General features: G+C 36.3%; 15 protein-coding genes. 8 read left to right on the top strand and 7 right to left on the bottom strand.

The window, feature by feature from the left end; translation table 11 throughout:
• Positions 1-10: 10 nt before the first annotated feature.
• Together PHI38_RS00330 and PHI38_RS00325 are read left to right on the top strand one after the other, a co-directional pair.
• A complete protein-coding gene (locus PHI38_RS00330; protein WP_299851134.1) occupies positions 11-1411 on the top strand; it encodes a flagellar hook-length control protein FliK in 1401 nt (466 codons plus the stop codon).
• Positions 1408-1659 (top strand): EscU/YscU/HrcU family type III secretion system export apparatus switch protein, encoded by a 252-nt coding sequence (locus PHI38_RS00325; protein ID WP_299851131.1) that lies wholly within the window; start codon positions 1408-1410, stop codon positions 1657-1659. The genes PHI38_RS00330 and PHI38_RS00325 overlap by 4 nt, the downstream gene beginning before the upstream one ends.
• Positions 1660-1667: 8 nt before the next feature.
• On the opposite strand, the gene PHI38_RS00320 is transcribed toward PHI38_RS00325, so the two are convergent.
• Both PHI38_RS00320 and PHI38_RS00315 read right to left on the bottom strand, forming a co-directional pair.
• A complete protein-coding gene (locus PHI38_RS00320) occupies positions 1668-1898 on the bottom strand; it encodes a hypothetical protein (RefSeq protein WP_299851128.1) in 231 nt (76 codons plus the stop codon).
• Between the two features lie 15 nt (positions 1899-1913).
• Complete coding sequence (locus PHI38_RS00315) at positions 1914-3143, bottom strand: DNA recombination protein RmuC (RefSeq protein WP_299851125.1); 1230 nt, start codon at positions 3141-3143, stop codon at positions 1914-1916.
• Positions 3144-3269: 126 nt separating this feature from the next.
• Here PHI38_RS00315 and dbpA point away from each other — a divergent pair, with 126 nt between their 5' ends.
• Genes dbpA through PHI38_RS00300 form a run of 3 tightly spaced genes read left to right on the top strand, consistent with a single transcriptional unit; the run spans position 3270 to position 5942 of the window.
• Positions 3270-4643 carry an ATP-dependent RNA helicase DbpA gene (gene dbpA / locus PHI38_RS00310; RefSeq protein WP_299851123.1) on the top strand — a complete coding sequence of 458 codons (1374 nt, stop codon included), beginning with the start codon at positions 3270-3272 and terminating at the stop codon, positions 4641-4643.
• Positions 4631-5143, top strand: a complete 513-nt coding sequence (locus PHI38_RS00305; RefSeq protein ID WP_299851120.1) for a YgjP-like metallopeptidase domain-containing protein — start codon at positions 4631-4633, stop codon at positions 5141-5143. The genes dbpA and PHI38_RS00305 overlap by 13 nt, the downstream gene beginning before the upstream one ends.
• A complete protein-coding gene (locus PHI38_RS00300) occupies positions 5130-5942 on the top strand; it encodes a hypothetical protein (protein WP_299851117.1) in 813 nt (270 codons plus the stop codon). The genes PHI38_RS00305 and PHI38_RS00300 overlap by 14 nt, the downstream gene beginning before the upstream one ends.
• On the opposite strand, the gene PHI38_RS00295 is transcribed toward PHI38_RS00300, so the two are convergent.
• From PHI38_RS00295 to gltX, 4 genes are read right to left on the bottom strand one after another with little or no spacing between them, the layout of a single operon-like run.
• Complete coding sequence (locus PHI38_RS00295) at positions 5939-7867, bottom strand: CHASE domain-containing protein (RefSeq protein WP_299851114.1); 1929 nt, start codon at positions 7865-7867, stop codon at positions 5939-5941. The two genes, PHI38_RS00300 and PHI38_RS00295, sit on opposite strands and share 4 nt — an antisense overlap.
• A 22-nt stretch (positions 7868-7889) precedes the next feature.
• Positions 7890-9725, bottom strand: a complete 1836-nt coding sequence (locus PHI38_RS00290) for an ATP-binding cassette domain-containing protein (protein WP_299851111.1) — start codon at positions 9723-9725, stop codon at positions 7890-7892.
• A gap of 16 nt (positions 9726-9741) precedes the next feature.
• Positions 9742-10272, bottom strand: a complete 531-nt coding sequence (locus PHI38_RS00285) for an alpha/beta hydrolase (RefSeq protein WP_299851108.1) — start codon at positions 10270-10272, stop codon at positions 9742-9744.
• Positions 10269-11657: a glutamate--tRNA ligase gene (gene gltX, locus PHI38_RS00280; RefSeq protein WP_299851105.1), complete on the bottom strand. Its 1389-nt coding sequence runs from the start codon at positions 11655-11657 to the stop codon at positions 10269-10271. Before gltX ends, PHI38_RS00285 begins: the two co-directional genes overlap by 4 nt.
• Positions 11658-11749: 92 nt before the next feature.
• On the opposite strand from gltX, the gene PHI38_RS00275 reads away from it, so the two are divergent.
• The 3 genes from PHI38_RS00275 to PHI38_RS00265 are packed head-to-tail and all read left to right on the top strand — an operon-like array spanning position 11750 to position 13568.
• A complete protein-coding gene (locus PHI38_RS00275; protein WP_299851102.1) occupies positions 11750-12586 on the top strand; it encodes a peptidylprolyl isomerase in 837 nt (278 codons plus the stop codon).
• The gene (locus PHI38_RS00270) at positions 12587-13033 is read left to right on the top strand and encodes a dCMP deaminase family protein (protein WP_299851099.1); all 447 of its coding nucleotides are present in this window, start codon (positions 12587-12589) and stop codon (positions 13031-13033) included.
• The gene (locus PHI38_RS00265; protein ID WP_299851096.1) at positions 13026-13568 is read left to right on the top strand and encodes an iron-sulfur cluster assembly scaffold protein; all 543 of its coding nucleotides are present in this window, start codon (positions 13026-13028) and stop codon (positions 13566-13568) included. The genes PHI38_RS00270 and PHI38_RS00265 overlap by 8 nt, the downstream gene beginning before the upstream one ends.
• Here the strand turns inward: PHI38_RS00265 and arsC are convergent.
• Positions 13565-13918, bottom strand: a complete 354-nt coding sequence (gene arsC, locus PHI38_RS00260; protein WP_299851093.1) for an arsenate reductase (glutaredoxin) — start codon at positions 13916-13918, stop codon at positions 13565-13567. The genes PHI38_RS00265 and arsC overlap by 4 nt on opposite strands.
• Between the last annotated feature and the right edge of the window lie 57 nt (positions 13919-13975).

Raw genomic sequence — 13975 nt, 5'->3', positions numbered from 1 at the left:
AGCTTGAGAAATGATATACTTTAGCATGATTAATCTATCTCTTGACAAGCATCTTGGCATTATAACACCAGCTACTAACAAGGCGTTAGCGACTGTTTTAAAAGAGGCATCTCCTAAAGATATGCAGCTACTTAGTAAAGATAAAGATCTCAAATCCGTTATAACCTCTTTACTTAAAGAGAGTACACAAAACGCAGACTCTAACAAGACTCTTTTAACCCTTGTAAAAAACAATCCAACACTTAAGGATTTAGGCAATGTATCTACTACTATCAAAGAGCTTTTAAGCTCAATAAAAAACGATAAAGAGCCTCTAAAAATTGAGAGTGTACTTAAAAAGTTTGTTCTTGATACAAAAGAGATTGGCTCTGCTGCGCTGAAGCAAAAACTCCAAGATTCTGGTGTTTTTTTAGAGTCAAAACTAAAAAATGTACAAAACCCACAAGTTGAACTAAAAAATATTCTAAGCACGCTTGAAAAAAGTATAGAAAAAAGCCAGTTTCCCGCGGCTAAGCAAGTTGTACAACAGATAAGAGAACTACTCTCAACTCCAACTCTAAAAAATGCTACAAATATGGCTTTTTTAGAAGCTCCAAAAGATGAAAAGGCTATTTTAAAAAGCATTGCAAAAGAAGTTTCAGAGATTGTCTCAAAATTAAACGAGGTTCAAAAGAGTTCAACTGTTATAAAGAGTGCAACCCAGATAATGGAGATAGTTTCCTTAAAAGAGAGCACTTCAATTACTTCAAAACTAAATGAAGCGCAAAAAGCTCCAGATGTTATAAATAGTAAAGCTCAGGCTCCAGATGCAGCCTTATCCAAAGAGACTCTCTCACTTACATCTAAACTTACGTTATTTGCAAATGCTCAAAAACTAGACTCTCATGAGAATATAAAAGAGATACTCTCAAAAGATTTAAAAGCAATCTTACTTAAAACTGTAGATGAGGCAACAAAATCTTCACATCCAAATCAAAGCGAGATAGCAAAACAAGTAGATAAGCTTCTACTTCAGATAGACTACTTTCAACTGCTCTCGCATCTATCTTCATCATCAATTCTCTATGTTCCTTTTTCTTGGGACTCTTTAGAGGAGGGAAATATAGATATAAAAAAAGATAAAAACTCTGCATTTTACTGCGATATAGATTTGAAGCTTAAAGAGTATGGAGAGTTAAAACTAAAGCTCGCTCTTTATGAGCAAAATCAGATAAATGTTCACATCTACTCGAACAATAAAGAGTTTAAAGAGATTGTAAAAGAGAATATCTCTTCTCTTAGAAGTGCCCTTATCGAGGCGCATATTACGCCTAAAGAGATACGGATATTTGATGCAACTAAAAAAAATCAAACCTCTGCGTACGAACAAGAGCCAAGAGATATTGATTTGGGATTTGAGATAAAAGTATGAAAAAAGCAGCAGCTCTAAAATATGATACAGACAAAGACGCAGCGCCAAGAGTAGTTGCCAAAGGGCAGGGGCAGAGTGCTGAGAATATTATCAAGATAGCCGAGCTTCATAACCTTCCAATAAGAAAAGATGAAGACCTAATAGAACTTCTCTCAAAAGTAGAGCTAGACAAAGAAGTTCCCGCAGCCCTGTATAAGGCAGTTGCAGAGGTTTTTAGTTTTATATATAAAATCAGTAAAAAAAGTTAGCAACTTGACTAGAGTTGCTGATACTCTGGAATTTGAGTAATATCTATACCTTTTTCTTTTAGCTTGTTTCCTATCTCAACTATTATTTTGTTATATTTTTCTGTCTGCAAAAAGCCTTCATAGGAATCAAGAGTACCTTCGTATACTTTTGCTCCTATATTATTAACCGCTATGATTGCTTTTTGTAACTCTTCATCTAAATACTCAACAGTATCTTTTAAAATCTCTTCTTCGTTCATAGTTTTCATCCTTTTTTAAATATCGTCTTCACTAACATCAGTGAGAGACTTTGGTAATGCTTTACTACTTTGCGCACCCAAAGCTTCGAGCTTTTGAAACTGGCTTGTTATGCTTCCACTTCCTGAGTGAAGCTTTGAGAATGTTTCATCATAGGTTTTTTGTACAGTTGTTATCTGTCTTCCGAGTTTTTCAATACTCTCAATAAAACCAGAAAATTTATCAAAAAGCATACCAGCTCTCTTTGCTATCTCTTGGGCATTTCTTTGCTGTTTTTCGTATCTCCAGCTGTTCTCAACTGCGCGGAGTGAAACCATAAGAGTAGTTGGTCCAACTAAAATAACGCTCTTTTTAAATGCGTGGTCAAAGAGAGTGTTGTCATGCTCCATCGCCATAAGTAGAGCGCTCTCGATAGGCACAAACATAAAGACAAAATCGAGTGTTTTTATCCCTTTTAAGTTCGCATAATCCTTCTCGCTCAGCTCTTTTATATGCTTTTTGATAGAGATTATATGCTCATTTATAAACCTCTCTTTGTGCTCATCATCCTCAGCAGAGGCATACTGTTCATACGCCACAAGAGACGTTTTAGCATCAACGATAATATCTCTACCATCTGGAAGGTGTACGATTACATCGGGGCGGTAACGACTTTGGTTATGCTCATGCTCAAGTGTTACTTCACGCTCATACTCGATGCCAACTCTAAGTCCAGAGTGCTCAAGAACGCTCTCAAGCACCATCTCGCCCCAGACACCTTGCTTTTTACTCTCACCTTTTAGAGCCTTTGTGAGGTTTTTTGCGTCTTGACTCATCTGATGATTTATCTCTTTGATGCTCTTTATCTCAGCTTGAAGCATTGAGCGATCTTTTGCTTCTTTTATATAAACATCATCAATCTGTTTTTTAAATTCGTTAAATTGTTCTCTCATAGGAGTTATCATCTTTGAGAGGTTTTCTTGATTTTGAAGTGAGAATTTTTGTGAGTTATTGTCTAAAATACTTTGAGCAAGTTCTTTAAACTCAAGTCTCATCTGCTCTTTGTTTTGCTCAAGTAGTATCAATTTTTCTTGATTTTTCTCATTTATACCATTAATACGCTCTTTTAAAACGCTGTTTTCATTTAAAAAAGCGGCTGATTTTTCTCTCTCAAGGTCTAGTTGATTTTTTAGATTCTTTGCAACTGCAATCCAAATACCAATAGCTCCAAAAAGTAAACCAAGTCCAACATAAAGGGCTTCAAACATTTCTAATACTCTCCAAATAGTTGGCATATTGTAGCAAAAAGATACTATAATCTACTTTTTTAAAAGTGAGATTTTTTAATATAAAACATCTTTTTTTAGGATGAATATTAAAATATTGGAGATATATTGAACAACAACAAAGAGTTCTCAAACCTACCCTTAACTAAAGAGATGCTTCATAACTTAAATGAGATAGGCTACAGTGAGATGAGTGACATCCAAGCGCAGGCTCTGCCTTTTATCATTGATGGCAAAGATGTAATAGCTCAGGCAAAAACAGGAAGCGGTAAAACAGCTGCGTTTGGAATAGGACTGCTTCATAAACTTCAAGTTAAAAAATTTAGAGTTCAATCCCTCATCTTGTGCCCAACTCGTGAGCTCTCTGATCAAGTGGCTCGTGAATTGAGAATGCTTGCTAAATTTTCACATAATATAAAGATACTCACACTATGCGGAGGCGTTGCATTTGGCCCACAACTAGGCTCACTCAGACATGGTGCGCATATCATAGTTGGTACTCCTGGGCGGATTTTAAAGCATCTTAAAAAAGATAGTCTATCTCTTGAAGATGTCGATACGCTTGTTCTTGATGAAGCAGATAGAATGCTTGATATGGGATTTAGTGAAGAGATAAATGAGGTTTTAGAGTTTGTACCAAAGAGTAGACAGACACTTCTCTTCTCAGCAACTTATACCGATGAGATTTTGGATATTAGTGCTTCTATACAAAACAGTGCTATACATGTAAAAACGACTGCAACTGAGGTCGCCAACAAGATAGAAGAGCGGTTTTATGAGGTTGGTAACTCTGATAAAATCAAAACTGTTATAGATATACTGAGCAATTTCAAACCACAAAATGTGATTATCTTTGCTAACACAAAAGTAGAAGTGGACGAAATAGCTAAGAGACTTCAAGAGAGTAAGATTGACGCACTTGCAATCCATGGCGATTTAGAACAGTACGATAGAAACGATGTGTTAGTTCAGTTTGCAAACAAAAGCTGTCCAGTGTTAGTAGCAACAGATGTGGCAGCGCGTGGTCTTGATATAAAAGAGCTCTCTATGGTTATAAACTATGACCTGCCTCACTCGCTTGAGACTTACACTCACCGTATAGGCAGAACAGCAAGAGCTGGAGCAGAAGGATTGGCATTTACGCTTTATAGCGCGTATGAAGAAGAAAAAATACAAGAGTATAAAAACGACAGTCGTATCTTTGAGTCAAGCAAAACACTAAAGAGTGTTAGTGGTTTTATGATGAAGCCTCAAAACATTACTCTTGTAATCGAGGGTGGTAAAAAAGATAAAGTTCGTGCTGGAGATATTTTAGGTGCACTAACGGGCGAAGCAGGGCTTGGTGGAGATTCAATCGGAAAGATAGATATCTATGATAGACAGAGTTATGTAGCCATAGAAGCCTCTAAGATAGATGAGGCTCATGATAAGTTAAAGAGTGGAAAAATCAAAGGTAAAAAGTTCTCAGTTTGGATTCTTTAAAGTATATACAAAACTATTCTCAAAATGTAAAAAATCAAGTGCTATCTCTTATCAAAGAGGATAAGTTAGCACTTCATCTCAAGAGTAAATACTCTCTCTCACACAGTATGAAAACAGATAAAGCACTCTTTAGCTATGTAAATGAGTTAAAACAGACTCATATGAAAAATGCCCCAACTCTCAGTAAAGCGCTTTATGATGGCAAGATAAGTGTTATCCATAACGCTTTGGGTACGCATCACTTCATCTCAAGAGTTCAAGGCTCAAAACTTAAAAGTAAAAACGAGATTCGTATAGCTTCTATGTTTAAGAGTGTGCCTGAGGAATTTTTGGAGATGATAGTCGTGCATGAACTAGCGCATTTTAAACAAAAAGAGCATAACAAAGCGTTTTATAGTTTGTGCCTTCATATGCAGCCATCTTATCATCAGATAGAGTTTGATGTACGACTCTACATGACGCAGATGGAGATTTTTGGTAAAATAGATGAGTGGAACTAAAGGATTACTTTTGAGTGAAGATACTAGCCTAGCTATCATAAAGAGCATTACAGATATGCAAAAAGATTTGATTGTTATTTTCAAAGACAACAAGATAGTTCTGATGAACAGTGCTCTAAAGAAGTTCTTTGGAGTCTCTTCAGTTGAGCAGTATGAAGAGGAATTCGGTCCATTTGTTCATAACTTTGTTCCACATCCATCTTATTTTCACTCCCAGAAGATTCAAAACAAAGCTCCTTGGTATGATGCTATTTTAGAGCTAGAAGAGATTGATAGGGTTGTAAGCATGATAACACCTAGCTATGAGCCATACGCTTTTTCTGTAGAGATAAATAAAACACAAGATTATGTTATTGCTCTCTTTAGTGATATCACACAAACGCTAATTAAGCGTATCATGATTGAGAATAATGCAAATATTGATGCAAAAAGTGGAGCTTATGCTAAGGCTTATTTTTTACAAATCGCTCAAAGTTATCAAGATGTAGCGCTCTTAAATAAAAAAATAATAAGCGCAATTCTTATAAAAACTAATCTAGGTGATGCAAATTTGCTTAAAGATTTTGTGGCAAATCTAAAAAGTATAATTCGACAAGATGATATGCTAATCAGATGGGATGAAGACTCGTTTTTACTTATATACCTTGCCGAGACCCCTCAAGGTGCAAAGGTAATGATGAATAAATTAAATCAAATCTGCATAAGAGAGGGTATATCAGAAATCACCTATACCCTTAGTCAAATTATCCAAAAAGAGGGTGAAGAGATTAAGAGCTTTATAAAAAGAATCGATGGTTAGTGTAAATCTTTTGAAAAGAAAACGTATCTATTTCGCCCTGATTGTTTTGCTTCATACATAGCAGTATCTGCATTTTTAAAGAGACTCTGTTGATCTGAGCCATCTGTTGGGTATATAGCTATACCGATAGAGGCAGATACAAGAAGTTCATTCCCATTATATATATGTGGAGTATTAGTAATTTTAAGAAGTTTTTCTGCAAGATGCATAGCTCCAGCTGCACCAGTATTTGGTAAGATAAAAATAAATTCATCGCCACCCACACGTGAGACCATATCTGCATTACGTAGAGTTGATGCAAAACGATTTGAGAGTTCTACAAGAAGAGCATCCCCAGCATCATGGCCTAAGTTATCATTAATCTCTTTAAAATAGTCGAGATCCAAAAATATAACACTAAAATTCTCATTATTTCGCTCAGATATACCTATGATATATTTCATATGTTCATATAGTTGAAATCTGTTAGGAAGTCCTGTAAGAGAATCAAAATTTGCTAGATATTGGACTTGTGCTTGTATGCGCTTTTTTTCTGTAATATCCTCTTTTATCGCCATGTAATGAGAGATTGTTCCATCAGCTTGAAAAATAGGTGCAGCATTTACGCTCTCTATATATTCTTCGTCTTTTTTTGTCTTGTTAATAAACTCTCCTTGCCATATTTTTCCATCAAGAAGATTTTCCCACATCTCTATATATAATTTAGGATCTGTTTTTCCAGATTGTAAAAATCGTGGATTTTCACCAATCACTTCATCCTTCTTATATCCCGTTAAGGCTAAAAATCTACTATTTATATATTCGATATTTCCATCTAAATCAGTAATTACCACGCAATTTGGGCTTTGCTCAAGGGCTTGAGAGAGCTTAGAGAGTTCATTTGCCTGAAGCTTTAACATATGTCTATTTTTAATAAGTATCAAAATAACAAATAGTAAAAGAAATTGCACTAATAAACCAGCTGATGTAATAAGTAGAGGAAAGAATGTGTTTGCAGAGTCTTGAAACTTTTTTGTACCACATATGTTGATATACCATGTTTTGTTGTTTACAGTAACTGTTTTTTGTATTTTATATTTTGTGTTATAAGAGTCTGATTTAGGTGATTTGTAAAGTAGGTTGGCTTCAGTCATGCTCTTATCATCATAGATTTCAAAGTTTAAAAGAGAGTTGTCTAAATTTATACTTTGCATAAGCTCGTTCATACGAAAAGGACTGTAAACAAAACCTAATAGTGCTTCTCGCCTCTGTTCTATGCTATCTATCTTTGCACCTTTTTTATAAAGTGGCATATACATTAATATGCCATGCTGTGCATCTTGCTCAGTCTCTTGAACTAATCTAACCTTTGCAGAGATTGATATTTTTGCGCTATCTGCGGCTTTGTCCATTGCAAAACGGCGCACGGGCTCAGAGTACATATCGTAACCAATTGCAGTTAGATTACGTTTATCTGTAGGCTCTAAGTAGAGAATTGAGCTGTAAATATCTCGTTTACCAGAAGGAGTTATTGCAAATGATTCAAACCCATCTTCTTTCATATTTTTCTCTACAAGAGATACTTCTTCAGGAGCAATCATCATAGCAATACCAACACCATAAGCACCAGGATAATTGTTATATATATCTATTGCGTTTATAAAATCATGCCACTCTTTATGTTTTATATGCTCACTTCCATAAAAAAAAGCAGCTCCACTTTTTAAAACACTCTCATAAGTTAGCATATGCTTTTCTATTTTGTAAACATGCTCATCCGCAGCACTCTCAAATCTTTTTTGAGATAAAGAGTCATGATAATTCTTCGATGCATACCAAATAATAACCGCGAGTATTATCGAGAGCAAAAGAACCAACAAGGCAATTATATTGTTGCGACTAGCTCTTTTTTGCATAGTAGTATATAACTTACAAAATATTTCCATGTTTTTACACCCTTAATTTAGGTTAATCACCAAGCTCTGCTATTTTTTTATCAAAATCAGTTGTTATTTCATCAAATTCATTTTGCAAAATCTCTAAGAGTTCAAACATCTTCTCAACCTCTTTTTGCTCCATGCTTACGAGCTTTGAGTACTCTATGATTTTAAAACTATCTCCGCTAGTAGAGCCTTCAAGAAGCTTTTTTTGATGAGAAGCTAGCGTTGCTTCTGATTTAATTATACTCTCTTCTAGTTTTATTATCTTTTTACTTATAGGCGTTGTTAGTTTGCTCTTTGTTTTTATCAAATCAGCTTTTGTCTTTTTGTTATCTTTTGAGCTATTTTTCGCTTTTGGTTTTGAGGAGCTATCATCCTCTTCATCTTCCCAACCCATTTTTTCTAAGAAGAGGTCATATCCGCCATCAAAGAGTTCTGCCCCATTTCTTGTAAAGACGATTAGTCTATCACATGTACGGCGGAGCAACTCTTCAGAGTGCGTGACAATGATGAGTGAGCCTTCAAACTCTCCAATCGCAACCGTTAGGGCTTCAATAGAATCCATATCCAAGTGGTTAGTAGGCTCATCCAAAAATAGCAAGTTTACATCACGGGCTAAAATCTGACCTAGCATTACACGACTCTTTTCCCCACCAGAGAGAAGAGATACTTTTTTCTCAGCGCTATCTCCGCTAAACATCATCGAGCCACAGATACCTCTGATAGTTTGTGCGGAGAGCTTTGTGTTTGCTGAGTGAATCTCATCCATAACGTTGCTGTTTGGATGAAGTCTTGCTATGTTTGTTTGACCAAAGTGTGCAAATGCAGTGCTTGGGTGCATGTGAACCTCTCCACTTAGAGGTTTTAACTCACCTGCAATTGTATTTAAAAGGGTTGATTTACCCTTTCCGTTTTTACCGATTATGCCAAGTCTTTGACCTTTTTCAAGCACAAAAGAGATGTTTTTAAAGAGTATGTTGTCCTCTGTGTAACCAAAACTTAGATTTTTAACTTCAAGCAGAACTTTTGCTGGAGTGTCTTTGTAGTTAAAGTTAAAGCTTAGAGTGGAGTCATAACCCAAATCTTCAAGCAAGTCCATCTTCTCGAGCTGTTTTACTTTTGATTGAGCAAGAGCTGCAGTTGAAGCGCGCGCTTTGTTTCTTGCGATAAAATCTTCTAGCTCTTTTACTTTTTTATCTTGTGAGATTTTTTGCTTCTCATGAAGCTCATCACTTGATTTTAGTTGCTCATAATACTTATGCGTATCTCCAGCGATAACTCTTAAGTTTCTGCGCACAATTCCCATAGTATGAGTTGTAACAGCGTCCATAAAATCTCTATCGTGAGTGATTAGGATAACCTCGCCCTGAAATGCTTTTAAAAAGCTCTTTAACCATCTAAGCGAGAGGATGTCAAGGTAGTTTGTGGGCTCATCTAGGAGTAGTAGATTTGGCTCTGTTACAAGTAGTTTTGCAAGATTTATACGGATTTGATAACCACCTGAGAATGAGAGTGGATCTTTTTCCAAATCATCTTGCGTAAAACCTAAACCAAAAAGAATCCTCTCAACTCTATAAACATCATACTTCATATCCTCTTCAAGAGCAAGTGCTGCCTCTTCTCTAAGTGTGGACTCTGTGAAGACAAGATACTGTTTAAGTGTTCCTATCTTGTATCCTTTTGGGATGATTACCTCTCCGCTATCAGGAGTCTCTTCGCCCAAAATTATCTTGAAAAGTGTTGATTTTCCACTTCCATTTCTACCAACTAAGCCCATTTTGTTTCCTGGATTTAACTTAAAGCTAAGTCCGCTAAATAGATCTTGTTTTCCAAAGTTTTTGGTAATGTTTATTAACTGTATCATTTTCTTCTTTTTTGTTTTATTTTTTTATCTCTTGTAATAGCCATGGCCACTCACCATAACCGCCATCAGCGTTAATGTGCCCAGCGCCTCGTAACTCTTTCATATCTATGCCAAGCGCATTTTGGAGCTTTTTTGCCTCATCTTGTGAGATGTATGGATCATTGTTTGAGCTAATGAGTAGAGTTTTTTTTGCATAAAGACTTTTTGGAATCAAACATGGAAAAAAGCTCTGCAACTCTTCAATGTCGCATTTAAGACTCGGAGGAGCTACTAAAAAAAGTTTCTCTATCCCTAATAGTTCTACTTTGTTACAAAGATGAAACCAGAGTATATTTGCTATAGAGTGGCAAAGAACTACATCTGGGCGAAATCTATCCATCTCAAGTTCTAACTCTTTTAACCAAACATCTTTTTTTGGATGCTGAGTATCGCTAAACTTTAAAAAACTAACACATCCATAATCTTTTGCTATCTCGCTAGCAATCCAACTCTGCCAGTGTGGAAAATCGCTTCCACCCCAGCCATGTAGTATTAGAACTCTTCTCATTTTATAAGGGCTAAAGTGCTCTTTACTCGCTTGATAGTCTCATCAACTCCGATAACCGCCATAACGCTATCAAGCCCTGGACCGCTCATCTTTCCAAGCAGAGCAACTCTTAGTGGCTGTCCAATTTTTCCAAATCCAACACCCATTTCATCAACTACTTCTTGCATAACATGATGATACTCACTTGGAAGATGGAGCTCTTTTGATGAAGAGAGTTTTGCTACAAAGTTGTTTAAAACTTCAACAGCTTCGCCTTTAAATGCCTTCTCAAGTGCTTTTTCATCATAAGATGCTGGAGGATTAATCATCTCGCTTACAAGAAGTGCCATCTCTTTAAGAGTCTTTGCTCTCTCTTTTACAGCGTCAAGCAAAATCTCTTTTTTATCATGAGAAGCTATAGTTATATCATACGCTTCTAACATCTTTGCCAACTCTTGATTTGGAGTGTTTTTGATGTAGTGTGAGTTTAGCCAATCAAGCTTTTCAGTGTTGTAGATAGATGCTGAGCGATTTATATTTTTTGGGTTAAAAAGCTCTTTCATCTCATCCATTGAAAATATCTCTTGATCTCCATTACTCCATCCCAAACGAACTAAAAAGTTTAGTAGTGCAGCTGGAGTGTAGCCCATCTCTTTATACGCCATAACATCAGTCGCGCCATCTCGCTTAGAGAGTTTTTTGCCCTCTGAATTATGAATCATAGGAACATGATAGAACTTTGGAACATCAAATCCGAGCGCTTCATAAATAATTATCTGCTTTGGCGTGTTTGAGAGGTGGTCATCCCCACGGATTACCTCATTTACCCCCATAAGATGATCATCAATCGCCACAACAAAGTTATATGTAGGCGAGCCATCAGCTCTAGCGATTACAAAATCATCTAAGATATCTTCAGCTCTAAAGACAACATCACCTTTTACGCCATCTCTTACAATAATCTCACCACTTAGTGGAGCTTTTATGCGGATAACACTCTCTACGCCCTCAGGTGGCGTGCCTTCAAAATCACGATATTTGCCATCGTACTTTGTTCGCTCTTTGTTTGCCATCTGAGTCTCTCTAAGAGCATCTAACTCCTCTCTTGACATGTAGCATCTATACGCTTTGCCCTCATCAAGAAGTTGTTTTACATAGACTGCATAGATATCATCTCTTTGTGACTGATAAGTGATTTCGCCATCATGCTCTAAACCCAGCCAATGAAAAGCTTTTACAATAGCCTCTGCGGCTTCTTGAGAGTTTCTTGCCTTATCTGTATCTTCTATGCGAAGAAGAAATTTGCCACCGTTTTTTCTAGCCCAAAGATATGAAAAAAGCGCCGTTCTTAAACCGCCTATATGTAAATATCCCGTAGGACTTGGAGCAAAACGAGTGACAATCATAAAAAAAGCCTTTGTAAAATAGTTGTCGAATTTTAGGGTATCATTTGTTAAAAGCGGGTAAAATACTTATCTTAAATTTTAGAGGATTTTGAATGTATAAAATAATATTAGCGCTTCTCTTAGGCGCGATGCTTAGTGCAGAGATGATTAATGGGGTTAGCGTTGTTGTAAAAGGCGAAGCTATTACAATTCGTGATGTTAAAGATGAGATGCACCTATCAAAAGTAAACGCAACAATGGCAACAGATATTTTGATAAGAAAAAAGCTAGAAGCGGCTGAAATACAAGAGAGAAAAATAACAGTAACTAGTAGTGAAATTTATGATGATATTAAAAAAGTTGCAGCTGCAAACAACTTGAGTATAGATGCATTTTATGATGCAGTTCGCGAGTCAAATGGGCTAACTTCTGAAGAGTTTAAAGAAAAAACTAGAGAGAAACTTCTCTCTCAAAAACTCTACTCAGCAATCGCATACTCTTCAATGAGCATGCCTGATGAAGAAGAGATGAAGGAGTATTATGAGCTTCACAAAGATGAGTTTTCACGTCCAAAATCTTTTAAAGTTATCATTTACTCTTCACCAAATGAAGAGGCACTTAGAAAGAAGATAACAACTCCTATGTTTATCTCTGATGAGGTAAAGGTAGAAGAGAGAGAACTTCCATATGATAAAATATCTCCAGAACTTGCAAAGCTACTTGAGAAAACAGAAGATAAAAATTTTACACCTGTAGTTATGGACCAACAAGGTGGGCATGTGAGCTTTTACCTCCAAGAGGCTAAAAAATCGCATATTGGTAGCTATGAGGATGTAAAAAACCAACTAAGTAACACTCTTATGGGTCAAAAAAGAGAGCAAGTTTTAAGTGACTACTTTGCAAGATTAAGAGGAAACGCAGATATTCAAATTGTACGAGAAGTGAAGTAGATGCTAAGCGATGAAAATTTTATAAACATAGCCAAAGAGATAGCAAAAGCTTCAAAATGTGTCTCAAAGCAAGTTGGCGCTGTAATTGTAAAAGATGGAAGAATCCTAAGCACTGGCTATAACGGTACACCTGCTGGATATATAAACTGCTGTGAGCATTGGCAAGATAACTATACTCATGAGCACCATGAGTGGTCAAAAACATACGAAATACATGCAGAGATGAATGCAATAATCTGGGCGGCGAGAAAAGGTATAAGTATAGAAGGTGCAACTATCTATGTAACTCTTGAGCCATGTAGCGAGTGTAGTAAAAACATAATAGCAAGCGGAGTAAAGAAGATTGTATATCTAAAGTCTTATGAGCATACACACTCAGAGGTAATCTCAAAATTTATAAAAGATAACAATGTAGTTATACAAAAGCTCGGAGTAGAGAATGATTGAAGATAAAGAGTTACAAGCAGAAATCGGTAAGCATCTTATGCAGCCTGAAAATTATGGTAAATTAGAAGACGCTTCATGTGTTGGAGTAGGGATAGACCACTCAACAAAAAGCTATGTGATAATGTATATAAAAAGAGATGATAAAAATATCTTGGATGTTATGTTTGGAACAAATGGCACACAAGATACAACCACTCTGGGTTCGATTTTTACTGGTATGATTAAGGGTGAGAGCGTTGAGAGTGCGCAAGAGATAGCTGAGGAATTAAACAAAGACCTTCAAGAGAGTTACGCAGCTATTCCCGCTCCAAAGGTTGACTTGAGTAAGCCTGAGGGTGAGCAAGTTGAGCATATCTCAACAGAGCACCAAGATAGTGCAAATATGGTCCTCACAGCTTTTAATGCGGCAATGCGTCACTATGAGCGCAGTGAGGGCGGTATAGAAGAGGAGCAGTATGAGATGAGTATAGTAAAAACTTGCCCATACTCAACTACTGAGTGCCACTTTGTAACAAAAGCTTCACAAGAGGATTAACTCTTTAAAAAAGCTTCAATTATCTCAGTTGGGCGACCTATGATTGCACGGTTACCTTTAAAAATAATAGGTCTCTCAATAAGCTTTGGGTTTGCAACCATGGCATCTACGAGCTTATCATAGTCATACTCTTCTTTTAAATTTAGCTCTTTATATATATCTTCTTTTGTTCTCATAAGCTCTTTAGGATTCATCCCAAGCATTGTGAGTGCTGTTATGATTTCATCTTTGCTTGGAGCAACATCAAGGTATTTAACAACCTCTACTTCGCAACTGTTTTGCTCTAAAATGCTCATAGCTTCACGAGATTTTGAACATTTTGGATTATGCCAAATAGTTATTTCTTGCATTTTGACCTCTTTTTTTCTTGTAGTTTTACAATAAATTTGATGCTATTTTACACTATA

It is taken from the genome of Sulfurimonas sp. (assembly GCF_028694895.1).
Taxonomy (GTDB): Bacteria; Campylobacterota; Campylobacteria; order Campylobacterales; family Sulfurimonadaceae; genus Sulfurimonas.
This window is presented reverse-complemented; position numbering and strand designations above follow the sequence as displayed.